The 26,188-nt window shown below is 48.8% G+C and carries 23 protein-coding genes; 4 read left to right on the forward strand and 19 right to left on the reverse strand.

The window, feature by feature from the left end; genetic code table 11:
* Window positions 1-31 precede the first annotated feature (31 nt).
* Window positions 32-358 (forward strand): antibiotic biosynthesis monooxygenase family protein, encoded by a 327-nt coding sequence (locus AB4Z29_RS15175; protein WP_441943884.1) that lies wholly within the window; start codon window positions 32-34, stop codon window positions 356-358.
* Between the two features lie 182 nt (window positions 359-540).
* On the opposite strand, the gene AB4Z29_RS15180 is transcribed toward AB4Z29_RS15175, so the two are convergent.
* From AB4Z29_RS15180 to cymR, 15 genes are all read right to left on the reverse strand, one after another.
* Window positions 541-2,748, reverse strand: a complete 2,208-nt coding sequence (locus AB4Z29_RS15180) for a penicillin-binding transpeptidase domain-containing protein (protein WP_441943885.1) — start codon at window positions 2,746-2,748, stop codon at window positions 541-543.
* Window positions 2,749-2,945: 197 nt separating this feature from the next.
* Window positions 2,946-5,162 carry a methyl-accepting chemotaxis protein gene (locus tag AB4Z29_RS15185; RefSeq protein WP_441943886.1) on the reverse strand — a complete coding sequence of 739 codons (2,217 nt, stop codon included), beginning with the start codon at window positions 5,160-5,162 and terminating at the stop codon, window positions 2,946-2,948.
* A gap of 188 nt (window positions 5,163-5,350) precedes the next feature.
* Complete coding sequence (locus tag AB4Z29_RS15190; protein ID WP_441943887.1) at window positions 5,351-6,613, reverse strand: peptidase U32 family protein; 1,263 nt, start codon at window positions 6,611-6,613, stop codon at window positions 5,351-5,353.
* Between the two features lie 289 nt (window positions 6,614-6,902).
* Complete coding sequence (locus AB4Z29_RS15195; protein ID WP_441943888.1) at window positions 6,903-7,835, reverse strand: peptidase U32 family protein; 933 nt, start codon at window positions 7,833-7,835, stop codon at window positions 6,903-6,905.
* A gap of 61 nt (window positions 7,836-7,896) precedes the next feature.
* Complete coding sequence (gene mltG / locus AB4Z29_RS15200) at window positions 7,897-9,012, reverse strand: endolytic transglycosylase MltG (protein WP_441943889.1); 1,116 nt, start codon at window positions 9,010-9,012, stop codon at window positions 7,897-7,899.
* Between the two features lie 183 nt (window positions 9,013-9,195).
* On the reverse strand, window positions 9,196-9,507 hold the full coding sequence (locus tag AB4Z29_RS15205) for a DUF1292 domain-containing protein (protein WP_183557818.1): 312 nt from the start codon (window positions 9,505-9,507) through the stop codon (window positions 9,196-9,198).
* A complete protein-coding gene (locus tag AB4Z29_RS15210) occupies window positions 9,507-9,803 on the reverse strand; it encodes a DUF1292 domain-containing protein (RefSeq protein WP_183557815.1) in 297 nt (98 codons plus the stop codon). The genes AB4Z29_RS15205 and AB4Z29_RS15210 overlap by 1 nt, the downstream gene beginning before the upstream one ends.
* 8 nt (window positions 9,804-9,811) lie before the next feature.
* Window positions 9,812-10,228, reverse strand: coding sequence for a Holliday junction resolvase RuvX (gene ruvX, locus AB4Z29_RS15215; protein ID WP_183557812.1), 417 nt, complete (start codon window positions 10,226-10,228; stop codon window positions 9,812-9,814).
* 27 nt (window positions 10,229-10,255) lie between these two features.
* Window positions 10,256-10,516: an IreB family regulatory phosphoprotein gene (locus tag AB4Z29_RS15220; RefSeq protein ID WP_183557809.1), complete on the reverse strand. Its 261-nt coding sequence runs from the start codon at window positions 10,514-10,516 to the stop codon at window positions 10,256-10,258.
* 50 nt (window positions 10,517-10,566) lie between these two features.
* Entirely contained in the window at window positions 10,567-13,200 is a 2,634-nt protein-coding gene (gene alaS / locus AB4Z29_RS15225) for an alanine--tRNA ligase (RefSeq protein WP_441943890.1), read from the reverse strand.
* Window positions 13,201-13,554: 354 nt separating this feature from the next.
* Window positions 13,555-14,625: an AI-2E family transporter gene (locus AB4Z29_RS15230; RefSeq protein WP_441943891.1), complete on the reverse strand. Its 1,071-nt coding sequence runs from the start codon at window positions 14,623-14,625 to the stop codon at window positions 13,555-13,557.
* A 153-nt stretch (window positions 14,626-14,778) separates the two neighbouring features.
* Window positions 14,779-14,976 (reverse strand): hypothetical protein, encoded by a 198-nt coding sequence (locus AB4Z29_RS15235; RefSeq protein ID WP_138752357.1) that lies wholly within the window; start codon window positions 14,974-14,976, stop codon window positions 14,779-14,781.
* Window positions 14,977-14,989: 13 nt separating this feature from the next.
* The gene (locus tag AB4Z29_RS15240) at window positions 14,990-15,526 is read right to left on the reverse strand and encodes a PRC-barrel domain-containing protein (protein WP_183557798.1); all 537 of its coding nucleotides are present in this window, start codon (window positions 15,524-15,526) and stop codon (window positions 14,990-14,992) included.
* Window positions 15,527-15,543: 17 nt separating this feature from the next.
* Window positions 15,544-16,698, reverse strand: coding sequence for a cysteine desulfurase family protein (locus AB4Z29_RS15245; RefSeq protein WP_441943892.1), 1,155 nt, complete (start codon window positions 16,696-16,698; stop codon window positions 15,544-15,546).
* 13 nt (window positions 16,699-16,711) lie between these two features.
* Window positions 16,712-17,131 carry a cysteine metabolism transcriptional regulator CymR gene (cymR, locus tag AB4Z29_RS15250; RefSeq protein WP_183557792.1) on the reverse strand — a complete coding sequence of 140 codons (420 nt, stop codon included), beginning with the start codon at window positions 17,129-17,131 and terminating at the stop codon, window positions 16,712-16,714.
* Window positions 17,132-17,331: 200 nt separating this feature from the next.
* On the opposite strand from cymR, the gene mnmA reads away from it, so the two are divergent.
* Window positions 17,332-18,468: a tRNA 2-thiouridine(34) synthase MnmA gene (gene mnmA / locus AB4Z29_RS15255; protein WP_441943952.1), complete on the forward strand. Its 1,137-nt coding sequence runs from the start codon at window positions 17,332-17,334 to the stop codon at window positions 18,466-18,468.
* Between the two features lie 81 nt (window positions 18,469-18,549).
* Here mnmA and AB4Z29_RS15260 read toward each other — a convergent pair whose 3' ends face one another.
* Window positions 18,550-19,896 (reverse strand): hemolysin family protein, encoded by a 1,347-nt coding sequence (locus AB4Z29_RS15260; RefSeq protein ID WP_441943893.1) that lies wholly within the window; start codon window positions 19,894-19,896, stop codon window positions 18,550-18,552.
* A 372-nt stretch (window positions 19,897-20,268) separates the two neighbouring features.
* Here AB4Z29_RS15260 and AB4Z29_RS15265 point away from each other — a divergent pair, with 372 nt between their 5' ends.
* Window positions 20,269-20,838, forward strand: a complete 570-nt coding sequence (locus AB4Z29_RS15265) for a copper resistance protein CopC (RefSeq protein WP_441943894.1) — start codon at window positions 20,269-20,271, stop codon at window positions 20,836-20,838.
* The gene (locus AB4Z29_RS15270; RefSeq protein ID WP_441943895.1) at window positions 20,838-21,923 is read left to right on the forward strand and encodes a copper resistance D family protein; all 1,086 of its coding nucleotides are present in this window, start codon (window positions 20,838-20,840) and stop codon (window positions 21,921-21,923) included. Before AB4Z29_RS15265 ends, AB4Z29_RS15270 begins: the two co-directional genes overlap by 1 nt.
* A gap of 89 nt (window positions 21,924-22,012) precedes the next feature.
* Here AB4Z29_RS15270 and AB4Z29_RS15275 read toward each other — a convergent pair whose 3' ends face one another.
* From AB4Z29_RS15275 to aspS, 3 genes are all read right to left on the reverse strand, one after another.
* A complete protein-coding gene (locus AB4Z29_RS15275; protein ID WP_441943953.1) occupies window positions 22,013-23,314 on the reverse strand; it encodes a replication-associated recombination protein A in 1,302 nt (433 codons plus the stop codon).
* A 229-nt stretch (window positions 23,315-23,543) separates the two neighbouring features.
* Entirely contained in the window at window positions 23,544-24,299 is a 756-nt protein-coding gene (locus AB4Z29_RS15280) for a tRNA threonylcarbamoyladenosine dehydratase (RefSeq protein ID WP_441943896.1), read from the reverse strand.
* A gap of 29 nt (window positions 24,300-24,328) precedes the next feature.
* Window positions 24,329-26,146, reverse strand: coding sequence for an aspartate--tRNA ligase (aspS, locus tag AB4Z29_RS15285; protein WP_441943897.1), 1,818 nt, complete (start codon window positions 26,144-26,146; stop codon window positions 24,329-24,331).
* Between the last annotated feature and the right edge of the window lie 42 nt (window positions 26,147-26,188).

Raw genomic sequence — 26,188 nt, forward strand, 5'->3', positions numbered from 1 at the left:
ATCGTTATTTATTTATAAGGAGGAATATCAGATGAGCGTCATTGCAAAATTGCCAACGCCGCCTTATTATGCGGTGATCTTTGCTTCCGAGCGTACCGAGGGTGATAAAGGATATGGGCTTATGGCCGACAAAATGGTCGAGCTCGCTTCGCAGCAGACCGGTTACTTGGGTATCGAGTCCGCACGCGATGAAGCACTAGGCATTACCGTATCGTACTGGGCGTCACTTGATTCCATTAAAGCATGGAAGGACAACGCCGCACATCAGGTTGCCCAGCAAAGAGGAAAGAGCGAATGGTACCAAAGCTTTGCTCTGCGCATCAGCAGGGTGGAACGGGATTATTATTTCGATAGGTGAACATAAGGAAGGAGCTGTCCCATAAGACAGTCATTTGATGATGGAATATCCCCTTTGTCAAAATATAAGACTTTAGTTACACATGATAAAGTATTCTTCTATTTCTACGAGAAACGGATACCCTCCTCTTGCAGAGGACGTCGAAGCCGTTTATACTACTCAACCATGCAAGATAAACGATACTACTCAACAGTGGAAGATAAACGGGCGGCGATGTCCATAACGCCGCGAAACAGTCGTGTCGCCTGGTTCGAACTTCCAGGCGGCTGGTTTTCCACAAGCACAGCAATTGCGTAGCGCGGCTTCTTGACCGGGCCGTAGCCCGCAAACCACTGATGGTTGCGGTCGATTCCGGCCCGCGTTGTTTCGGCGGTGCCCGATTTGCCGGCAACCGCCCACAGCCCTTGGCGGATCGATCGACCGGTTCCATGGTCGACGACCGCCGCCATGCCGCGCAGCAGCGCATGCGCCGTGGCCGGTTTAATCCGGCCACGGGCTTGCGCCCGCTGTGCGGGCAGCTTAACCATCCGCTGGCCGTTGGCATAGCGGATTTCCGTGAGCAGGCGCGGCTCCATTACGCGCCCGTCGTTCAGCAGCGTTACAATCAGATTAGCCGCTTGTAGCGGCGACATCCTTACATCACGCTGCCCAAGCCCGCTTTGCGCGAGCGTACCGCCGTCTACGGCAGCAAGCATCGCAGCTTGCTCGGTAGCCGCATCGGAAGCGCTGCTGCTATGCTTCCCCGAATACTTCTCGCCATTCCCAGCTCTCAGCCCTCCACTTCCCTGCCCGACTTTCTTCGTTCTCAGCATCCCTCTTCCCTGCTCGACATTCTCCTTAGTTAGCTTTCCTCTTCTCCGCTCACTATTCTCTTCTCTCAGCTTCCCGCCCCCTTGCTCTCCATTCCCCTCACTTAGCTCCCCGCTTCTCCGCTCTCTATTCTCTTCTCTCAGCTTCCCGCCCCCCTGCTCTCCATTCCCCTCACTTAGCTCCCCGCTTCCCCGCTCTCCATTCTCCTCATTCAACTCTCCGCTCCCCTGCACTTCCCCACCACCTGTGCTTAAGCGCTTTGCAGCCGCAAACAGCTGCCCGCTTTCTTCTTCCTCCAGCAAACGCAGAGGCTCCGAGAATGGACCAAAAGCCTGCTCACGATGCCAGCCCGCCTGCTGCCCAATCCCCAGTGCATCTGCGGTGCGCTTCAACTGAGCCGGCGTCAGACGTTCAGCGATCGTCGCAAACACAATATTGCATGATTGGGCCAATCCCTCCTGCAACGTCACATGACCATGTCCGCCATCCTTCCAGCAGGATAAGCCGTATTTGCCATATTCTCCGCTGCAGTAGAAAGATTCATGCTGGTTGGCAACACCTGCTTCAAGTGCAGCAGCTTCCGTTACAAGCTTAAAAACGGAGCCAGGCGCAAAAGCTTTTACGGCATGATTCTCCCACTCGGTCCCATCCGCCGTTGCGAATCGTCCAGGCTTCAGCTGCGGTCTCGATACCATTGCCACAATATCGGCGTTCCGTGTATCCAGCACGACAACAGCCCCCTCCTTCAGGCCATGCGCATCCACATATTCCTCAATCTCGTTTTGAAGCCGCAAATCGATTGTCGTCATCGCCTTCAGCGGGTAATAACGGTTGTTCGGCTGCGTAATTCTCACATCCAAGCCATGCAAGGGAGCATTTCGTCCATCCATGAAATAAGAAACCGAGGTCGGTCCAAGCCCATGCAGAAGCTTATCCAGCGATTTCTCCAAGCCTGAGCCGCCGACCTGATCAGCCAGCTTGCGTTTGCCTTCTTCCAAATCCGCAGCCTGATGGGCCAACAGCCACTCCGGGTGCTCGCTCGTAAATCCAATGAGATGCTTGGGCTGAAAAGCAGACAAATACCGATTGCGATACGGCAGTACCCGAATGCCGTTCAACGTTAATTGCTCAATCTTGCTTACCTCCGCATGCGACAGCCTCAAGGGCTGCAGCTCCCCCGCCTTTTTCCAGAAAACGGGCTCCCGCACTTCGTCCCACATGTTCATCAGCTGTTCCTTTGAGATGTCCAAAATGCGGCTAAGTGCGATTAAATCTGCTTCTTCTCCCCTTATATCATTTCTTACCGGAAACATTGCGAGAGACGAATAGGTCTCGCCTGTTAACGGTGCCCCGTTTCGATCATAAAAGTCGCCGCGACCGGAATCCAGCACGAGATTGCGCTGCCGCTGCTGGACAGAAAGCCTTTGCCAGCCGCCTCTGCTTGTTTTGTTCGAGAGCGCGGCTGCGGGAGCGCTCCCAGGCATTAATTGCAGCCAAGCCAGTCTTCCGATATATACGAGCATAATCAGGCTGATAGCCAGTGCAGCGAGCGATATGCGTTTTAGTCTTCGGTTCCTCAAGCCGCAACCCCCCTTTAATTCTCGTCCTGATTTTTACTGCGATATGGTTTTTATTAGCTATTGTTTCCTTCAGCCACCCCGCTTCAAACCTTCCTATCCGTCTAAAAAACAAAAAAGAGCAATTCAGCAGTATTTGCCTGAAATGCTCTTTCTCAAAAACTCTTTCTTAAAAGCTTCAATTTTTGTAAGGCTCACATTTAATCAATCTTAAATTGTGACAGTGAATCCTTCAGCTCACGGGATACGGTATCAAGCTTCTCGGACAAGCGTACCATGCCGTCGCTTATGCTAAGCTGCTCGGAGCTCAGTGAGGCTACTTCCTCCGATGTAGCCGAGGACTCCTCCGCTACCGCGCTTACGTTAGTCATAGCATCAGCAAGCACCGCCTGCGACTGATCAAGCTGTCCGATGGAATCCGTCACGAGATCGAGTCTCTCGGCAAGCTGACCCATTTGACCGGACACCGTTAAGAAGATTTGGTTCGCTTCTTTCACAGAGCCGATCTGCTCTTGGAACAATGGATACGCGTCAGACAAAACATTTACCGTCTCGTCGATTTCCCCTCTAATCTTCTCCGTAATTTGACCGACTACATCAATCGATTGACGGCTTTGATCAGCAAGCTTGCGAATCTCATCGGCTACGACCATAAAGCCTTTTCCGGCTGCACCCGCACGGGCTGCCTCAATCGTCGCATTCAAGGAAAGAATATTCGTTTGCTTCGTTAGGTTATTCAGCACGTCCAAAATTTTCACAATGGAGCCCGTGCTTACCTTAAGCGCATCGACCTTCTCCACCATTGAACGCGTCATTTCTTCCGTCATGCCTGTTTTTTGGATGAGCACGCCCATGTAAGTCGTTCCTTGCTCACTCGCTTTTTCCACTTCTTGCGCGGAGCGGACCATTTCCTCGTTGGCAGCAATTACTTTTTTCATTTGAACATCGATATTACCTGTCAAATCTGTGCCCTTCTCAGCTTCAACAGCAAGGCTAGTTGCACCGCCAGCAATCTCTTCGGTTGCCACGGCAATTTCCTTAGCAGAAATCGCTGTTTTTCTCGAAGCCTCACTTAGCTCTGACGCTGTATGAAGTACATCCTCGGCGGAACGCGTTGTTTGTACGGCTAGCGCTTTTATTTGGGTCATCATCAGATTGAAGCTGTCGCTTAGCTCGCCGATTTCATCCCTGCGCTTCTTCATCTCCGAGCGAACCGTTAAATTGCCGCTTGCTCCTTCATTCATAAGGTTGCGGAGCTTAACAAGCGGCTGCGCAATCGTCATAATGACAAGAATGCCGATTGCAATGGCAATGATCGCAGCGATCAATACTGTGATCCAAGTCATATTCTGAATCGCTTTGGCATCCTTCACAAGCTCCTTCACCGGTACAGTACCTACCAGCTTCCAATTCATGGTTGCAAAGGTTTTGTATGCCGCAAGAACCTCTTCGTTGTTTTTAGTCTTCATCTTTACAGAATCCTGAATCGCCTTATCCCCTTCAGATGGTAAAGTGATGCTTGCTTCCTTGCCAATCATTGTTGGATCGCTATTCGTAATGTACGTGTTGTCAGCATTCAGAATCGCAATCTGGCTGCCTTCGCCTAAGTTAACATCTTTGTACCGCTCAGCAATCGAGTCAACCGATACTTCCATAAGCAGTACATAAGATGCCTCGCTTGAGGTCGTATCCTTGATAAGACGGCTTAGTCCGACCGTGCTCACACCTGTTGAGTTTGATAATCCCTCAGGCTGAGGAGGTATCCAATTGGTTTTCCCGGACAGCTCAACCGTCTCCAAGAACCACGCTGTTTTCAATAGGCGCTCTGCACTGCTGCTGCTTGCTGAGCCAGCTGTAACGACATCCAGTTTTGGATTTACGGGTAGAAGCATCAATGAAATAATCGTGTTATTGCCCATTACGTATGATTGCATTTTTTCGCTAAGGTTGCGCGAAGCTTCAAATTTATTGTAATCATCGGTGCTATCCAGCATTTTTCTTACGATTTCATGGAAGCTTTTATCGATTAGAATTTGCAGTGAAAGATCTTCATACGTCTTATAAATAACGTCCATGTTATTCGCGACTTGCTTGATCGTCTCAAAACTGGCATCAGAAACCTTGCTTTCAATAATTTTCTTCGACTGAGCATAAGCCAATAGTCCTACTGTCAATACGCATGCAATAATACCTACAAAAATAATCGTGAACAGCTTTGTTCCTACTGATTTTAACGGATTCGAAAGCTTCGTAGTCATTACAGACTCTCTTGCTGCCTTCGCTGATAGCTTCATAGCCTTTATTCCTGATTGCGCTTTCATGCTAAACTCTGATTTTCCGGCATTTGACTCGTTCACAGCTGATTGTTGCTTCGTTTTCTTCGACTTCTTCACTTTTTGTTCTTCTTCGTTTTTCATTGGGAAAGACACCGCCTTCAATATTGTAAGTCTGAAATAGTTCGTATGCTTCTAGCGAATCTTGCCGAAATATGTATTTATTATATATTATTTTATATCGACACTATCTTGTCAATCCATAATAAGAAAACAAAAAAAAGAGCCTTATTTTTTTTGGTAAAATAAGACTCCAGTCCTGCTATATAGGTTTATTTTCGTCCAAGCCTCTTTCTCATCATGTCCATTGGCTTAACCGGTTTAAGTGTACGGATCCGAATCTGCTGCAAAGGATGCCTTGCCGCTTCCAATACTGCACCATCTATGTCCGTCATCTCCGTAACAGTCTGCTTGAAGAACGTGCCCTCCGGGCCGACAAACTCCACTTCCTGGCCTACCTTGAAATGATTTCGCTGCTGAATGGTAGCAAAGCTTGTTTTCGGGTCATAATCCACAACGATACCCGCAAAGTCATACGGTGCCGCTTTCTCCTCCGGCTCGTAGATGTGATCCTCCGCACCAGGCTCATCCACGAAGAAGCCAGTGTTAAGCGGACGATTCGCAGCTTTGTTGATTTCCTCGATCCATTCCTGCTTCAGCTCGAAATGCTCTGGATCCTCAAAGTACGCATCGATCGCTTGCCTGTATACGTTCACTACCGTTGCCACATAATGAATGCTCTTCATTCTGCCTTCGATTTTGAAGCTGTCAACGCCTACCTCAATCAGCTCTGGCAAATACTCGATCATACAAAGATCCTTCGAGCCCATTGTAAACTTGTCTTCCTCTTCGGCATACATCGGCATATCATCCACAAACAGATCGTATTTCCATCGACAGGATTGACAGCATCCGCCACGATTGGAATCCCGGTCGGTGAAATGATTCGACAATACGCAACGGCCAGAAAACGAGGAGCACATCGCACCATGAATAAACGCTTCAATCTCAATATCAACGTGTTTTTTTATTTCGGCAATATCCTTAAAGCTGGTTTCACGTGCCAGCACCACTCGTGGCAAGCCCTCTTCCTTCCAAAACTGCACCGCTTGCCAGTTCAGCGTTGACTGCTGCGTGCTCAAATGCACCTCCAGCTTTGGAGCGACGCGCTGCGCTGTTTCGATAATGACTGGATCTGCTGCAATGATTGCAGAGATGCCTGCGTGCTCAAGAGCGCGCAAATAATCCTCAAGACCCTCAACATCCTCATTATGCGCATAAATATTAGTCGCAACAAAAACCTTTGCTCCGTATCGCTTGGCGAACTCAACGCCTTCCTTCATCTCCTCGAAGCTGAAGTTGTCGGCATTGGAGCGCAGGCCGTATTTCTGTCCGCCAATATAAACGGCGTCTGCACCGTAATGGACGGCGAACTTGAGCTTCTCCAGATTGCCTGCAGGAGCGAGCAGCTCTGGTTTAGCAAGACGATGCCGCTTGCCTTGATAGCGCGGAGTCGTTTTCTCTATAGTCGTCAATGTTGTGCACCTCCTGTAGTTTCGCCAAGCGTAAACGGCTGAAGCCATCCTCTGGCGGCTAAGCTTACGTTTCGCGTAGAAATATAGAGATAGTTGGCGAAATCATATACTTTCCAATATTTCAAGCGTAAACGGCTGTCGCCGTCCTCTGTGGCAAAAGCAGTCGTTTCGCAGAGATATAATCACATTTAGATGTGAAAACATATAAATGCTTATCTATTAAGCAAAACTTCCTCGCAAGCCTGTTTCCAACGTTCTACCTAGTAAAGGGAGCTCGGCCGAATCCCGCTCAATATACCTGTTCCTTATAAAAGAATCCGTAGCTTAGCTCCCGATTGGGATCCTGAATCTGTTGGATAGCTTCCAGCCATGCCTCGTTGAATACATAAGCCTGAGGATCGGACAAGTATGAATCAATAGCCTGCCGATAGGAGCGCACAACCGTTTCGTTATAGTCCATTGATTTCATTATGCCTTCAATCTTCAAGCTGCTGACGCCTGCTTCGAGCAGCTCATGAATATTCTCGACCATGCAAATGTCATCCGAGCTCATAATATGAGTCCCATTTATGTCTTCATAAATGGGATACCGCTCATCCTGCCGTTCTGCTTCCATCACATATAGACCGCGATCCTTATCCTTTTGCGGCAAACGCTCAGGCTCTGTTTGATGATCCAGATAGCTCCCGACAAGTGAGCGTTTGGAATGATAGATGTTCGTCATCCCGTGTACCTGTACTTGAACCTCGAGATCAGAAGCGGCTGCTGTATCAATGACTTGCTCCATGTTCAGCTCGCGTGCCAGCACATACCGGGTTGCCCCTCTGCGGCCCCAATAATTTGCTGTCACGTAATTCGTAGACGTCATTTCGGCATTCCAATGCAAAGCGATGCCCGGCGCATGTGACCTTGCAGCCATTAATACTGCCGGATCGCCAAAAACAAATGCATCGACACCAACATCAGCAAGCGCTGAAACATACTTATTCAAAGATTCAGCCGCTTCGTTATCCATTAAATTATTTAGCGCTGCATAAATGCGGACGCCTTGAGGCCTCGCAATCTTTACGGCCTCTGCGATCATTTTTATCGTAAATTCCCCTGCTAACCGTGTACCGTAGCGTGCTTCGCCGATAACGAAAGCATCCGCACCTGCTGCAATGAGCCTTTGAAGCTCCTCTAACGATGCGGCGGTAGCTAACAATTCTGGCTTGTACGCCATGCCTGCTCCTCCTTAAAGCTCTAAGCGAACGCACTTGCATATCCCATTATCAAGTGACGTCTTACCCAGCAGTCTGATTACTCTTTTCGATGTTTCTTAAATGCTCTTTATACGTTTTTGCAAACAAATGAGATTGGCTGCCGTCTTTTTTCGTCACATAGAAGAAAAATTCCGTTTCCTCCGGATACAACGCGGCTTGAATCGATGCCAGACTTGGGCTTGCGATAGGGCCGGGAGGCAATCCTTCGACTTTATACGTATTATATGGACTATCTACCAGCAGATCCTTCTCGTACAAGCGCTCCTTGGGCTTATCGAGCGAATACTGAACGGTAGCATCGATTTGCAGCTTCATGCCATCGGCAATTCGATTGTAGATGATGCCGGCGACGAGTGCTCTTTCTTCGTCGACAACGACTTCGCGCTCTACGAGCGAGGCGATCGTTAATAAATCATGGAAAGATATTTTTCTCTCATCGAGCACATCCATCCAGCCTTCTGGCAGCTCTGCCAGCTTCCTGTCAAGCTCAGACACCATCCGATTGATAATGTCCTCCTCGGTGCTGTCCTTCTTCATCTCATACGTTTCGGGAAACAGATAGCCTTCCAGGCGCTCATGAAGCTTATCGCTCTCTGGAATCGAGCGCACAGCCTCAGCGTCTCCCCAGTTTTTCTGCGCAGCAATCAATCCAATGAACTTTTCTCTGTCAATCAGCTTCTCTTCTGCCAGCTTGTCGGCGATTTGCAGAACGGTGAACCCTTCTGGTATCGTAAAACGAATCGTTTCAGCTGCAACAGTGGCGCCAGCGTTCAGCTTCTCGATAATCGTATCGTTGTCCATCCCCGGGTTAAGCTCATAGATACCGGCTTGAAACCGGCCGCCCTCATCCTTCAGCTTCAAGTAGTACTTAAATATAAATGCGTTTTTAATCATACCCTGCTGCTCTAATAAATCGGCTACCTTGTTGGCAGACGTCCCTTTAGGAATTTCTACCCTTTGCACTTCACCTGCCGCGGTAGGCTGCAGGCTGCTCCAGATATATAGGGCGACACTGCCTGTACCGATGATTATAATGCCAAGCAAACTCAAAATAACCCATAGCGTAATGCGGCTGCGCTTCGGACCGCGACGTGAATATTGGTCGCCTTGCTCAGCCTGCTGTGATGTCTTATCCAATCTTAGACCCCCCGGTTTATGATACTTAGAAATTCAATTCTCGAATTGCGCAGGCGAAATGGCTGATACCGCATATATGCAGCTCAGCTTCTGCTTGTATTCAACGACAATTGTACCATAACATGGAACAAAAGAGCGGTTAGAAACCGCTCTTTCGTTAACTGCATATGCGCTTACTGAACGTTAAGGGCGCTCGTCGGTCGAGAACAAAAGATCATCATAGGCTTCCGATGCCGCTTCCCATTCCTCGTCATCCTCAATGTTTTCAAGCTGCGGCTCTCCGCCTACTTGAACAACACGGAAAAGCTCGACATCTTCTTCACCGCGCATCGGATCAGATTGAAGTGCTGCATAAATACGGTCACCTAGCTGAAATTCAGCCTTAATGTCGTATACTTCTACGCTGCCGTCATCCGCTTCCAGCTCAATTTCATTGCCAAAAGCAGTTCTCAGGCTATTCAGCTTCTTAGGCGCTTCATGCTCATTGCCAGACATTAGTTTTCTTCCTCCATCTCGCCTAGAAGCGTGTTGAACGTCTCCTCGACCATGTTCCACTCTTCTTCGTCTTCAATCGTGTAAAGCTTCAGATCGTCGCCTTCTTCTTCGTAACGGAAAGCGTAAACCTCGTCTTCCTCTTCGTTCTCGCCCGTAAGCGGAACAACCATCATATATTTCTGATCGGAACCATCAACCTCAAATTTCATGATGACTTCGAATTCCTCTTCGTTTCCTTCTTCATCCGGGATATAAATAATTTCCGGCTCTTCAAATTCCATTTCTTCTTTTGTCATGTTTACCCTCACCTTTTCGCTTTAGAATCGAGATAATTTTGCAAAATGAGCGTTGCCGCCATTTTGTCTATTACGAGCTTTCGCTTCTTCCGGCTGACGTCCGCTTCAATGAGCGTACGTTCGGCAGCTACCGTTGTCAGCCTTTCATCCCAAAGGTGAACAGGTATGTTTAGTTTCTGCTTAATCAGTTCTGCAAATTCGATACAAATTTCCCCTCGCGGACCGATGGAACCGTTCATGTTCTTCGGCAGGCCTACTACGATTTCGCTAACCTCATGCTCCTTGACTAACGCAGCAATTTGGTCAAACTCACTGCCGTCTCTCCTGCGTTCGATAACTCCGGTCCCTTGCGCGGTCCAGCGAAAGGCGTCGCTGACAGCAACACCGATTTTGCGGTCGCCATAATCCAATCCCATTAATCTCATTTCAAGTCCGGCTCCTGCCTCATTTGTTTATTGTTTCTTATGGTTTAGGTAAAACCGGACAAGCTCTTCAATTAATTCGTCTCGTTCTTTTTTGCGAATTAAACTTCTGGCGTTGTTGTGCCGCGGAATATACGCGGGATCTCCGGACAGCAAATACCCAACGATCTGGTTAATCGGATTATACTCTTTCTCGAGAAGCGCTTCATGCACGGATAGCAGAATGTCTTGAGAAGATTCAACCCCCTCCGCCGTCACGTTAAATTTCATTGTTTTGTCCATGGAACTCATCGCCAGCACCTCGCTTTCCAAACCGCTTTTCAATGAGATATACAACTATATCATATCACATTTGTTTGATTAAGAACTAGTTCTTCCGCAAGTTTCAAAGCCTCATCCAGCTTTGATGTATCTTTTCCGCCCGCTTGCGCCATATCTGGGCGTCCTCCGCCGCTTCCGCCGCAATGAACAGCCGCTTCTTTTACAATTTTACCGGCATGGAAACCTTTCTTAATGAGATCCGCGGAAACCGCTGCCGCTAGGTTTACTTTTCCGTCTGCAATCGCGCCTAGCACGATGACGCTGGATTCCAGCTTCAGCTTCAATTCGTCAACAATTCCCCGAAGCGCATCCATGGAAGGCGCGTTTACTTGCGCACATAATACCGTGATTCCATCAACGGTTTTGGCGTTTTGCTCAAGCGAGCCTGCCTCGATCCGGCTAAGCTTCGCTTGCAGTGATTCATTATCGCGCGTAAGCTCCTTCACTTGGCCGAACAGCGCTTCAATCCGTTTCGGAACGTCATTGGCATTCGCTTTGAGAAGTGTAGCCGATTGCTTGAGCAGCTCGAACTGTCCTTCCAAGTAGTTATAAGCATGCTTGCCTGTTACGGCTTCAATCCTTCTGACCCCTGAACCAATACCGCTCTCGCTTAGCAGCTTGAACAGCCCGATTTGTGAGGTATTGCCTACATGGCATCCGCCACATAGCTCCAAGCTATAGCTGCCCACTTGAACGACCCGGACCTCATCGCCGTATTTCTCGCCAAACAGTGCCATTGCGCCCATTGCCTTCGCTTCATTCAATGATTTAATGTTGATCGAAACGGAGGTGCCAAGCCAGATTTGCTCGTTTACACGCCGTTCGATTTCGACAAGCTCCTCTGCTGTAATGCTGCCAAAGTGTGAGAAGTCAAAGCGCAGCCGCTCCGCTTCTACCAGCGAGCCTGCTTGATTAACATGATCGCCAAGCACCTCTTTTAGCGCCTTATGCAGCAGATGCGTTGCCGTATGGTTTTTAATGATATCGTCCCGAACGACTCTTGTTACGCTCGCTTGCGCAGCTTGGCCGCTTCTAGCGGTTCCCTCTGTAACAATGGCATGATGTACGCTTTGTCCATGAGGCGCCTTCGTGACATCGAGGATGTCGAGTGTAAAGCCATCGCCTTTGATGGTTCCCTTGTCTCCAATCTGTCCGCCGCTCTCCGCATAGAATGGCGTACGGTCCAAGATGACTAGAACCTTGCTGCCTTGCGCTGCGCTCTCGACTAGCAAATCATCTTGAACAATGGCAATGATTTTGGAGTCAGATACCAATTCATTATAGCCAACAAATTCGCTTTTAATCGTGAATTCGCCGAGCGGTCCGCCTTGAACCTTCATGCTGCCGGTATCTTGGCGGGCTGCGCGAGCACGAACGCGCTGCGCCTCCATTGCTGCATCAAATCCTGCGCGGTCAACGGTCATTCCGTTTTCCGAAGCGTAGTCTTCTGTCAGATCGAAAGGAAAACCATAGGTATCATAGAGACGGAACGCATCATCGCCGTTAATCTCTTTATTTCCTGCTTTCGAGGCAGCTGCCACTAGATCAGACAGCATAGCGAGCCCATCGGACAATGTTTCGTGGAATCTTTCTTCTTCCGTACGAATGACACGCTCTATAAACTCGCGTTTCTCGACAACCTCCGGATAGTACACCCCCATAACCTCACCTACTACAGAAGTAAGCTCATGCAGGAACGGACGGTCGATGCCGATCGTTTTACCGTAACGTACGGCACGGCGGAGCAAACGGCGGATAATGTAGCCGCGTCCTTCATTAGAAGGCATAACACCGTCACCAACTGCGAACGCAACCGTACGAATATGGTCAGCGATTACCTTGAGCGCTACGTCATGCTCTTCATTCGTTTTGTAGGTTACCTTTGCAATCGTGCAGGTACGGTCAATGATCGGACGGAACAAGTCCGTATCAAAGTTGGAATCCACATCCTGCAGAATGGAAGCAAAACGCTCAAGCCCTGCTCCCGTATCAATATTTTTAATTGGAAGCGGCGTATAGCTGCCGTCTTTATTGTGGTTAAACTGTGAGAAAACGACATTCCATACCTCTAGGAAACGCTCATTTTCCCCGCCTGGCCAGCATTCCGGATCCGTTAGGTCACCATATTTGTCGCCGCGATCGTAGAAAATTTCAGTACATGGTCCGCATGGGCCTTCACCGATATCCCAAAAGTTTTCTTCTAGCTTATAGATGCGCTCTTCCGGAAGACCGATCTTTTTGTTCCAGAATTCAAATGCTTCCTCATCCTCCGGATATACCGTGACGGATAGGCGGTTCGGATCAAATCCGATCCACTTTGGCTCAGTTAGAAATTCCCATGCCCATGTGATCGCTTCTTCCTTGAAGTAATCGCCGATTGAGAAATTGCCGAGCATTTCAAAAAACGTATGATGTCTGCGTGTTTTGCCGACATTCTCGATATCGTTAGTACGGATGCATTTCTGCGAGTTGGTAATCCGCGGGTTATCAGGTACGATACGTCCGTCAAAATAGGCTTTAAGCGGCGCCATGCCTGCATTAATCCATAGAAGTGAAGGATCGTTATGCGGGACAAGCGACGCGCTTGGTTCAATTTTATGACCCTTGCTTTCGAAAAAAGCAAGCCATTTGGACCGAATTTCACTAGCTTTCATGTTAATAAGCCCCCTTTTCATCATAAAACACAAAAAACGCCCCTGTCATTGACAGGGACGAAAACATTCGCGGTACCACCCTGGTTATTGCTCGCTGCATACAGCCTGCGCAATCGCCTTCATTAGACGTTAACGGGTCCACCCGGTGAAGTTCATTCACACTCCGAAAAGAGCTTTCAGCCACCCTTCGTCATAAAAGCTCTCTCAACCGACGCAATCGACTGGCGGGCAGTCACTGCGAAGAAGCTTTCTCTCTGGTTAACGGGCATTGGCCTACTTCAATTCGTCAACGCTTTATCACCTTATTTTTGACACTTGATTATTTTAAAATTATAGCTACACCCTCTCAGCCTGTCAAATAATCTTTCTCCGCACGTAATAAGCGAACATGTGCTGGATAATGACCTTGCAGGCTGCGAATATCGGGACCGCCAATATCATCCCGACGATGCCGGCTATTTCACCACCAACTAAGAGCGCGAATATGATGGACAAAGGGTGCATGTGCAGCGTTCGGCCAACAACCTGCGGAGAAATCACATTGCCCTCGAGTATTTGGCAAAGCGTATTAATAATGGCGACTAAAATAACCATTTTCAAGGATACCGTCGAGGCCATTAGCAATGCCGGTGCAGCCCCGAAAAAAGGACCCAAGTAAGGAATGACATTCGTGATGGCAACGATGCTCGCCAATAGAAGCGCATATGGCATTCCGATGAGCAAATAGCCAAAGTAAGCCAATACCCCGACGATAACGCAAACCAAAAACTGTCCTCTTATGTAGCTGCCTAATGCCGTATCAATATCCTTCAGAAGCCTCACTGTGTTTTTGCGATGCGACTTGGGCACATAAGTGATGACCGTTCGCTCGAATACGTCAAAGTCCTTCAATATGTAGAAGGCAAGGAACGGTATAATGAAGGTGATGAATATCGCATTTACCATGGATCCGATATTATTCACGAAATTAAATAGGCTTTCGGACAGCTTTTTCTCAATATGGACAAGCGATTTGTTAAGACCGCTGCGAATGCTTTCGGGCAAAAAGGATGTATTGTTAATGTCCGTCACGATATTTTGCGCACGCATGGACAACTCCGGCACGTGACGATTCAATTCTTGAACCTGGTTGATAAACATTGGAATCAGATTAACCAGAAGAACGGTAATGACTGCGCAAAAGACCGCATAAATGAGCAGCACCGCAATCGTCCGAGGCACCTTCCTCTCATGCAGGATCGTCACGATTGGATTAAGCACGTAGGAAATAATCATCGCTATAATAAAAGGTGCAAAAACAGCCTTCAAAAAGATGTATATGCTCACGATAAGCGGCTTGATCAGCAGCAATAAGTAAATGGATATCAAACCTAATATCAAATAAATCAGCCAAACAAACAGACGGTTCTTTGTAAAGCGTTCCACCGTCCTCACCCCCGAACCTTCGTTTTCCAGCTGCCTCCAGCAAGGCGAGCGGAACTAGTTCAGTATATGTACAAGCGGCTCGATTCATCCGTATGCAGCAAAAAAAGACGGCCAAAGACCGTCTCTTCAAAGTCATTGTTATGAAGAAGCACGTCAATTGACGTGAATCTGAGTCATTTCCTCTTCAAAGAATAAGTCGTCAAGCGAGCTTAACGTACCATCCTCTTCTACTTGGTAAACCGACATTTTCTCTCCGTTTACCGTCAGTTCTATAAAGCAGCCCCAACAATAAAACTGGTGGGAACCGATCTTTCCGATATCTTTCGAGTTACAATTCGGACATCTCATCATCTTTCATTTCTCCCTATCCTCTGAAATTGGAAGCTGCGACAGGCTCCAATTCCGCTTCACTGACAGCAGGAACAATAATCGCGTCTTCCCCGAGTAATACGCTATCCGGATCACTCGGCGCTCTCAGCCATTTGCGCCCTTCCATCAGATCCGAAACAAAACCGTCCGTAAGCTCGTAGCCTACTATTTGTGTACCCTCTTTTGGGTAAAAATAAACATCCGACACACGGCCAAGTTGAATACCGCTAACCGTTACGACGGGCAAATCCTTTAATTTCACTAATCCGGTGTAAAAGGAACGCAGCAATTGCTTCGACTTCATCCGAAAGATCGACGCTTCATCTGCTATAATGACGGTGTCCTCGCCGCACGTGAGCACGTGAGACCACTCCACGATTTTAGCAGTAGTAGCAAACCATTTGGGACAATCAAGAATGAGCCCCTTTAGCTGCCAGTGCTCATCAAACCAAGCATCCTTGACGGTGCCAACCAGCTTACCCGAATGAATGACGATTACGGGAAGTCCAATAAGCCGTTGAAGTTTAATCACGCTTAAGCGGAGTCCTCCTAGTAGTTATTACGAATACGCCTCACGATTAATCCGATCTTCTGTGCGGCATCTTCTAATTCCTCCAAAGTATTCCCCAATCCGAAGCTAAATCTTACGGCAGATTGAATTCGCTCCGCAGACAGCTCCATGGCTCTTAGTACATGTGATCGCTCAAGCGCGCCAGAAGTGCAAGCGGAGCCGCTTGCTGCAGCAATGCCTTCCATATCCAAATTCATCAGCATCGTCTCCGTATCGACTCCGATAAAGCTGACATTTACGATATGCGGCAAATAGTCCTCCCCGCTTCCATTAACCAAGACGGGTACGCCAGCATGCTCATGAAGCAGTTCTATCCATCTCTTACGAAGCTTGTCCATAAAAGGTTGCTTATTTTTTCTCTCGTTCACACAAATGTCAACTGCTGCTGCAAATCCAACGATTCCTGCAATGTTTTCGGTGCCAGCCCGGCGTTTTCTTTCTTGTGATCCACCATGCTGGAGAGGTTCAAGCGGAGTGCCTGAAGCGATATATAGTGCGCCAACGCCTTGAGGGCCGTTGATCTTATGGGAAGAGAAGCTCATGAGGTCGATCGGCAGCTCATCGAGCTGGTAATCGAACCAGCATAATGTCTGTACGGCATCCACATGGAAGATCACGCCCGCAGCTTTCGCCATTCGTCCGATTTCTTCTATGGGCTGAATCGTTCCTACTTCGTTGTTGCCATGCATAATGCTAATAAGGGCAGTCTCTGGTGTAATAGCCGCTTGAACGATCTCTGGTGATGTGCACCCTACCGAGTCGACAGGAAGCACCGTTAGAGTGAACCCTTCTTCCTTAGCCAGCCACTCGCACGTATGAAGTACGGCGTGATGCTCGCCTGCAGAAGTAATGAGATGTGTTCTCCCGCGTTTGCGCTGTGCTCTGGCTGCTCCGATAATCGCCGCATTATCGCTCTCCGTCCCGCCTGAGGTGAACAGCAGCTCTCCCGGCTTGCAGCCGATCGCTGCCGAGACTATATCGCGCGACCGGTTGAGATGGTGCTTGGCCGCTCTTCCAAACGCATGCATGCTAGACGAATTGCCGCCAGGACCCAGCATGACCTCAAGCATCGCTTTGGCGACGTCAGGATGCATAGGCGTAGTGGCGGCATGGTCAAAATAATGTTTTGTCATAGGTTCGCTTCCTTTAGATATAGAACATATAGCTGTCAGGTTTACCCGCGTCTTCGAAATTAATGAGATCCGCGAGCGTCGTTGAGTCAAGCACATCAGCGATACTGTCTCGTATTCTGAGCCAAAGCTGGCGTTTCGCAGGGTCATCCTCTTCCGTAAAGTCTACCGGTGAAATAGGGCCCTCAAGTATGCGAATGATATCGCCGGAAGTAATGGTTTCTGGATCCTTCGATAGGATATAGCCGCCGTATGCGCCGCGAATACTTTTCACAAGTCCTGCATTGCGAAGCGGTGCTACTAATTGCTCCAAATAGTGCTCGGAGAGCTGATTGCGCTCCGCTATGCTCTTGAGCGACGTTGGGCCTTCCCCAAATTTAACTGCAAGCTCCATCATAATCGTTAAGCCGTAACGGCCCTTTGTCGATATTTTCAAAGTGGCACCTCTTTAGTTGGTTTTATAGTGGTTCATCCGTGTGTCTGCATGCGCAGCTATTAATTCTCTGTATTCCCATTTCACTTATATGTTAACATATCACACACGCGCCGTGTGCAAAAAGCTTGACTACTTCATGAAAAAGTTTGCTTCCTATGTTACAATAATAATGGTTTGATTTGAGCAAGGTGGTGTTTATGATGGAAAAACCAATCGCATCGACAAGGGTTGTCGTCGGCATGTCTGGCGGCGTCGATTCCTCCGTCACTGCCCTGCTGCTGAAGCAGCAAGGGTACGACGTCGTCGGCATATTCATGAAAAACTGGGACGATACCGATGAATTCGGTCATTGCACGGCGGAAGAGGACTCGGAAGATGTCCGCCGCGTATGCGAGCAAATCGGAATCCCGTATTATACCGTCAATTTTGAACGGCAATATTTCGATAAGGTATTCAGCTATTTCCTAGATGAATACAAGCGCGGGCGCACGCCGAATCCGGACGTCATGTGCAATCGCGAAATCAAATTCGGCGATTTCCTTCAGCGCGCGATGGAACTTGGGGCAGACTATTTGGCTACTGGGCATTACGCTCAGGTCGAGCGCACGGAGGATGGCGTTACCAAGCTTCTGCGAGGCATTGATTCCAACAAGGATCAAACCTACTTCCTCAGCGCATTAAATCAGAAACAGCTTGCGAAAGCGATGTTTCCGATTGGGCATCTTCCGAAACCAGAGGTTCGCCGCATAGCTGAGGAAGCCGGTTTGTATACGGCGAAGAAGAAAGACAGCACAGGTGTATGCTTTATCGGAGAACGAAACTTCAAGACGTTTCTTAGCGGGTATTTGCCCGCTCAAGCAGGCGATATGATTGACGTTCAAAGCGGCGAGAAGAAGGGCCGGCATGACGGCCTTATGTATTACACTCTTGGTCAGCGCCAAGGACTTGGCATCGGAGGCTCGGGCTCGGGCGAGCCGTGGTTCGTCGCTGACAAGGATTTGGAGCGCAATATCTTGTACGTCGTACAAGGCGAGCAGCATCCGAGCCTCTATTCCGAGAGTTTAACCGCGAGCGGCATGAACTGGATTTCGCTGCCTTTGCAAGCAGGAGAAACCATCCGCTGCACAGCCAAATTCCGCTATCGCCAGCCGGATCAAGGCGTCAGCGTTACGGCGCTTCCAAACGGAGATGTCCGAATCGTTTTTGATAAACCTCAAAAAGCGATTACCCCTGGGCAAGCCGTCGTCCTGTACGACGAAGCCGTTTGTCTTGGGGGCGGAACGATCGAAACGGTCCAAAAAATCGATGCTTCTGCCATGCTATCTAAGCAAGCATAATCGATTCAATAGAGAAGGCTGCTTCATACATCCTCAGATGTGCAAAGCAGCCTTTTTTGTTTTTTAATCACACGCTGCACTTCACCCATGCTGTTGACCTACTTGTTTACCCATGTACTCGTTATCGTTGATAGCCCGAATACGCAAACGGGAAATTCGCAAATGATCAGTCTCTTCGATAATAAATTCAACGTCATTCCCGAATTGGATGAGTTGATTGCTTGCAGGCGGGAGATCAATTCTAGAATACATCCAACCACCGATTGTGTCATAATCGTCCGTATCGATGTCTAGCCCAAAGAAGCTGTTCACCTCCTCGATCAGCATGAGCCCGCTGACCGAATACGTACCGTCATCCATTCGCTCGAGCTGCTCGCGCTCTTCATCAAACTCGTCTTGTATTTCGCCGACGATTTCCTCCATAATATCCTCCAGCGTCACGAGGCCTGATGTTCCGCCATACTCATCGATGAGAATCGCGATTTGCGACCTGCGTTTCTGCATCAGCTTTAGCAGCGTGCTAATTTGCATCGATTCGGGAACCGTTGTAATGGGTCTCGTAATCTGTCTAATATCACTTAGACTTTGATGCGTATCCTTTAATAAATCCTTGATATGCACAAAGCCGATAATATTATCCTTATCATTCTCGCATACCGGATAACGTGTGAGCATTTGTTCTAGCGCAAGCTTTTTGTTCTCCGCTATCGTATGACTGGCATTCAAGCAAATCATCTCAGTTCGAGGTATCATGATTTCCCTGGCATTGGTTTCCGTAAAATCAAAAATATTATCAACGAGCGTCAGCTCGGTATTATCAATAAATCCATTTTTATGGCTTTCCTTCATCAGAATGCGTATTTCGTCCTCGGTATGCGCTGAATCCTTCTCGCTTGCTGGCTCGATTCCCATTCTGCGAAGGAGCTGGTTGGCCATTTCATTCAATATCCAAATAAAAGGGTACATGATTTTATACATAAAAACGAGCGGTGCAGCGGTTAGCAGTGTGATTGATTCAGCTTTGCGGATAGCAATCGTTTTGGGTGCAAGCTGGCCAAGCACAAGATGAAGCATCGCAATAAAGGTGAATGCGAGCAGGAAAGAGAAACTATGAAGAACCACTTCGCTACGTATCCCAAGTTGGATAAGGAGAGGCTCGATCACCCTTGCAACCGCAGGCTCCCCAATCCAGCCGAGACCAAGGGAAACAAGCGTAATGCCGAGCTTGCAAGCCGATAAATAGGCATCCAAATTTCCAGTCATGCGCGCAGCAGCCTTCGCGCGGGAATGGCCTTCCGAGGCAAGTAAATCCATTCGACTGCCCCTCGCTTTCACCATTGCGAATTCAGCAGCGACAAAAAAACCGTTCATAAAGACCAACAGAAAAATAAGAATCAGGGACAAACTAATCGGCATCGGGTCATTCAACGAGTTCCTGCCTTCGCGAACAGTCATGCCATTGCGAAAGCAGGTGCACCTCCTTTGGGAACAAAGATACGGCGATCTTTGTGTAATGTGAGAGCATCTCTTGTTGCTGAGCCGCCGTGTCATGCGGTATAACCGGAGGATAATCCAATCTCAAGACCGTAGTTATTTCTATTCGGCAGAGGCTATCCAATATACGCAGTTTTCTAGCTATTCTTCGGATATTTATGCGGTGCTTGGTTGGCCCTTCAACAAATGTTCATAAAGCCGTTACGAATTGATCATGAAGTGCCGGGCTGACGCTTGGCGAAATCTGTTATAATGCAATCAGTCTGTCAGTCAGACGTGTCATTAAATTATGTAGGAGGTTTACAAATGAAACGAATATTACTGATTTGCTTAGCCGCACTATGGCTTCTCCCGAGCGTTGCTTTGGCCCATTCAAAACTTGAGGAGGCTGTGCCTGCGCAGGATGCGACAGTCAACGTCCTTCCAGAGCGTATAGAACTGACCTATAATACAAAAATCGAGAAGCTTAGCAATTTCAAGCTGTTAAACGCAGCTGGCGAGGAAATAGAAAAGGACAAGGTAGAGGTTGACGGAATGAAGATGAGCGGAGGCTTGCCGGATACGCTTCCCAATGGCATTTACACGGTGAAATGGGTCATCATTGGCGCTGACGGACATTCGGTCGAAGGCGACTACGCCTTTACGCTTGATGCTCCTGTTGTGACAGAAGCTCCATCTCCCGAGCCTACGGCGACTGCTGAGACTGCCACGCCGTCACCTTCGCCGTCTAGCGAAACGGATCCAAGCACTAACGCAGGGAGCGATAATAATCCCTCAGGAGCAGCCAGCGATGATACGAACTATACGCCTGCCATCATCATTGGTGCGATTATAGTTGTTGCGGCACTCGTCTTGTTGATGCGGAGGCGGAAATAATGATTTACGTGAGCGAAGGCCTTCTTTATGTTTGCTTCGCCATTCTAACAGGATCATTGCTGCTTAAGCTTGTACCGGAGAATAAAAGGCCATCCATTCAAGTGCCGAATGGCTTGCTGCTTGCATGCGCGATAGCGATACCGATTCTATCGTATGTGCCTATTCACAACCTCGCCCTTGTTTTCGGCAAAGATTTCGACATGTCCTACGGCTCCATTCTCAAAAGCATCCTGCTAGATATCAATACAGGAAAAGCTTGGCTGTGGACGGCCATAGGTTCAGCAGGGCTAGCTTTGCTTCTTGGGCTAAAAGCATTTCGCAACGATAAGCATATGCCCAAGGTTGCTTTGTTTGTCACCTTTTTGCTGATCGTATGGCTAGGCTATGCGGGACATGCTTCGTCGCTATACGGCTTTAGAGGCTTGATTACTCACTCGTCCCATTTCCTAGCTGTAAGCGTGTGGATCGGCATCTTATTCGTTGTCAGCTGGTTTGCAAAGGATAACGCAAATTGGCCTGCTTTTCTGCGTTGGTTCTCTCCCGTAGCAATTGCAGCCGTAATCATGACTTTGCTAGCCGGAATTATTCTCATGACTTTCACGACACCTGAATATGTCAATGCGTGGATGCTGCCGTATGGTCAAATGCTATTGATTAAACATTTATTAATACTGCCGCTGCTTTTATTTGCGTACTCCAATGGCTTTGGCTACAAGAAGGCTGCTAAAAACAATGCAGATTTCAATCCAAAGCGCTGGTTGAGAGCGGAGAGCTTGATTGCCCTGCTCGTGCTTGCCGCTACAGGCGTGCTCGGTCAGCAAACTCCCCCTCATATTGTGAAGGAGACGCTGCAAACCGTCTCGCCATCGCCATTATTCACGACCATTTATAAAGGCAGCTTCAGCCCTGATCTCACGCTTCATTTCAACCTTCAGCTGGAAAGCCTGCTTATGTTTGCGGCTGCCCTGCTTATGGCAGGCGGGCTTCTTTGGATGTATCGTACAAATAAGCTGATTCCTGCTTTTCTAATGGGCATTCTAACCGCCGTTTTTGGTTATTATGGACTGATGTTCGCAATCGCATAAAACATTTGTCCTGCCTATATACGAAAGGCTGCCCGGGATTGAAAATCTCGGACAGCCTTTTTTTATTGTATGAGGCGATAGATGCTGGTTTATTTGCGCTTTTGCTGATTTTGCCGTATTTTGTCCTCCATGCCCTGCTCCGTCGCCTTATAAAAGGTCATGCTTCCAAGCGTATTAGGCAAATATTGCTGCTTCACGTAATGGTTTGGGAAATTATGCGGATATTGATAGCCTTCATGGCCAAGCTGCTGAGCGCCTTTGTAGTGCGTGTCGCGCAAATGCAAAGGCACTTCCGCACCGCCTGCCCTCTCCATCGCCGCCTCCGCATTGCCGATTGCAATGGTCGTTGCGTTCGACTTCGGGCTCTCTACCGCAAAAAGAATAGCCTGCGAGATGTTATACTTCGCTTCCGGCCAGCCGATCTTATGGTAAGCGTCCATTGCCGTAACAGCTTGAATCATCGCTTGGGGGTTAGCTAAGCCAATATCCTCGCTGCAAGCTACGATCAGCCTGCGAAGGAAGGTCATTGGGTCCATGCCAAGCTTCTCGACTGCATACAAAAACCAGAAAAGGGCCGCATCGCTTGAGCCTCTGACACTTTTGTGGAAAGCAGACAACACATCATACTGCGTGGAAAGGTCTGCTCGTATTGAGGGCTTGCGTATGGATTCCTGCGCCACCTCCAGCGTTAATCGCACGGAACCGTCCATCTCCGAAGGCGTCGTAACCGCAGCAAGCTCAAGCGCGTTCAGCGCTCTGCGAATATCGCCGCCTGCCATCGACGCAATGTGACGAAGCGCCTCCTCATCTGCTTGCAGATCCATAAAGCCAAGACCCCGGTCGCGATCACTGAGTGCCCTTCGCATCGCTTCATAGGCATGCTCCTCGCCAAGCGCCTCCAGCTGAAACAACGTGGAACGCGACAACAAGGCGCCATTGACATGATGAAACGGATTCTCCGTCGTTGCTCCAATAAATATAATGATTCCCTGCTCAACCGCAGGCAGCAGCGCATCCTGCCTTGCCGTATTGAAGCGGTGCACCTCATCCAGAAAAAGAATCGTCTTCTTGCCGTACATCGCTTTATTCGTACGAGCCTGATCGATAACCTCCCGCACATCCTTTACCGAAGCATCAACCGCGTTCAGCTTTACGAACTCGCCCGCTGTTCGCAGTGAAATAATGTGCGCTAGCGTCGTTTTGCCGCAGCCAGGCGGTCCGTACAGCAAGATGGAAGATACCTGGTCCCCTTCAATGGCTCTGCGCAGCAGCTTGCCTGTCCCAACTATATGTTCTTGCCCAATATACTCATCTAAGGTTTGCGGCCGCATACGGTCTGCTAGCAGCCTTGCACGCGGCATTTCCGTTTCCTGATAAGAGAATAAATCCATTCTGCTTCCCAACCTTCTGCCCTCTGTTACGTCGATCATAGCATACAAGCACATTTGTTCGCTACATTACCCGGTTTTCATCAAGAGTATGAGTATGCAAAAAAGCCATGCCAGAACTAGCGTTTCCGCTATTTTTGGCATGACTTTTAGTAGAAACTATAAGTATCTCATCGTTTGAGAGGCAGAAGCTTCGATCCTCGTAAGCGCTAATCTTGCTGTCGGCTCGCTATTAGGCCTCAATGCCGCCAGAGTCAAGCAAGTCTTTGACAACCACGCTGACCATGATGAGTCCCGCAACAGGCGGAACAAATGAATTGCTGGCGGGAGGCTGCTTCGCCTTGCGAATTTCCGGCGCATTCTCCGGTACGATTTGTTTCGTTACATCCTCACGCGGCTTAATCGGCGTTTCTGTTGAGAATACAACCTTTACGCCGCGTTTAATACCCTCCTTGCGAAGCTTCGTCCGGATAACCCGAGCAAGCGGGTCCGTATGGGTCTTCGAAATATCAACAACCTGAAATTTCGTCGGGTCCATTTTATTCGCTGCGCCCATGCTTGAAATAATAGGAATCTTCCGCTCCAAGCATTGCTTGATCAGATGAATCTTATACGAAATTGTATCGGAAGCATCTACGACGTAATCGAGTGGATACTCGAAAAACTGTTCAAACGTTTCCTCTGTATAAAACATCCGCAGCGCAATGACATCACACTCGGGGTTGATCAGCTTAATCCGGTCACGCATAAGCTCCGCTTTCGGTTGGCCAACCGTAGTAATAAGCGCATGAACCTGGCGGTTCACGTTCGTAATATCAACGACGTCCTTATCGACGAGAATAATCCGGCCTACGCCTGTACGCGCGAGCGCTTCAGCCGCAATGCCGCCTACTCCGCCAATGCCGAGCACGGCAACCGTGCTCCCCTTCATTAGCGCAAGTCCTTCTGGCCCAATAGCCAGCTCCGTACGTGAAAATTGATGAAGCATCAGGCTGCCGCCTCCTTTGCATGGATTGCTTATTTTTCAGTTGATTCGGCTGCAGGAGCTGCAGCTGCCGCTACGGGCTGTTTTGGCTTTAATACGGTGCGAATGTGCAGCTGCTCAAGCTGTGAAAGCTCTACTTCGGACGGCGCATCGCATAGCAAGTCGGTCGCGCTTGCCGTTTTCGGGAACGCAATCGTTTCACGCAGATTGGTACGGCCAGTTAGAAGCATCACTAGACGGTCGAAACCGAAAGCAATACCGCCGTGTGGAGGCGTGCCATATTCAAAGGCATCGAGCAGGAAGCCGAACTTTTCTTGTGCTTCGTCCATGCTGAAGCCCAGAGCTTTGAACATTTGCTCTTGCACTTCACGTTTGTAAATACGCATCGAACCGCCGCCGACTTCATACCCGTTCAGTACTAGATCGTAGGCTTGTGCCCGGATCTGGCCTGGGTCTGTATCGAAGAAATGAAGATCTTCTTCATTTGGACGAGTGAACGGGTGATGTTCAGCTACATAACGTTTAGCATCCTCATCCCATCCAAGCAATGGGAAATCCACAACCCAAGCGAATTTGAATTTGGATTCGTCGATCAAGCCAAGATCTTTGCCCAGTTTTGAACGAAGGTTGCCAAGAACATCTGATACCACTTTTTTCTTGTCAGCAGAGAAAGTGAGCAAGTCGCCGTCCTCTACTTGCAGACGCTCGGTTAGAGCAGCGATTTCTTCCGGCTTAAGGAATTTCACGATTGGACCACGCCATTCGCCGTCTTTCACTGTAATCCAGGCAAGGCCTTTGCCGCCATAGCGAGCAGCAAACGGCTGCAGGTCGTCAAGCTCCTTGCGGCTCCAGCTCGCACAGCCTTTGGCATTGAGCGCTTTAACAACGCCGCCGCCAGCTGCAACGCTTGCGAATACTTTTACTTCGCTGCCGGATACGATATCCGTAATATCTTCAATCTCAAGGCCAAAACGAAGATCTGGCTTATCCGAGCCGTATTTGTTCATCGCATCGGCATACGTAATGCGTTGGAACGGAAGCTCCAGCTCAACGCCAACGGTTTCCTTAAGAAGCTTAGCTGTCAGCTCTTCCATCATGGCAAGCAATTGATCTTGCGAAAGGAATGAAGTCTCGATGTCGACTTGCGTGAATTCCGGTTGACGGTCCGCACGAAGATCCTCATCGCGGAAGCAGCGGGCAATTTGGTAGTAACGCTCAATCCCACCTACCATGAGAAGCTGTTTGAAAATTTGCGGCGATTGCGGCAGAGCGAAAAATTCGCCTTCATGCACGCGGCTCGGCACCAAGTAATCACGCGCGCCTTCCGGCGTGCTTTTGGTCAGGATTGGCGTTTCTACGTCGATGAAGCCTTCACCGTCAAGGAAATCACGGAAAATCTTAGCTGCTTTCGAACGAAGGAACAGCGTTTTTTGCATTTCTGGACGACGAAGGTCCAGGTAGCGATATTTCAAGCGAAGCGATTCATCCACCTCTACGCCATCCTCGATTGGGAAAGGAGGGGTTTTAGCCGCATTCATAACTTCGATTTTGGTCACTCGCACTTCAATTTCACCTGTAGCAAGGTTCGCGTTATACGTTTCTGCGTCACGCTCAACGACCGTGCCTTGAATCGCAAGCACGAACTCGTTGCGCGCACGGTCAGCGATTGCTAGCGCATCGCCGGAGAAATCCGGGTTAAATACCGTTTGTACAATACCCGAGCGGTCGCGCAAATCGATAAAGAGTACGCCGCCAAGGTCGCGACGGCGCTGTACCCAGCCGTTTAGAATAACCGTTTGTCCAACGTCCGCTTTCGTTAAGCGTCCGCAATGATGTGTTTTTAACAACATAGTTTTCAAGCTCCTCATTTAGTTAGATTATATAGGGGTAGT

Origin of the sequence: Paenibacillus sp. 2TAB23, assembly GCF_052115165.1 — a bacterium.
Taxonomy (GTDB): Bacteria; Bacillota; Bacilli; order Paenibacillales; family Paenibacillaceae; genus Pristimantibacillus.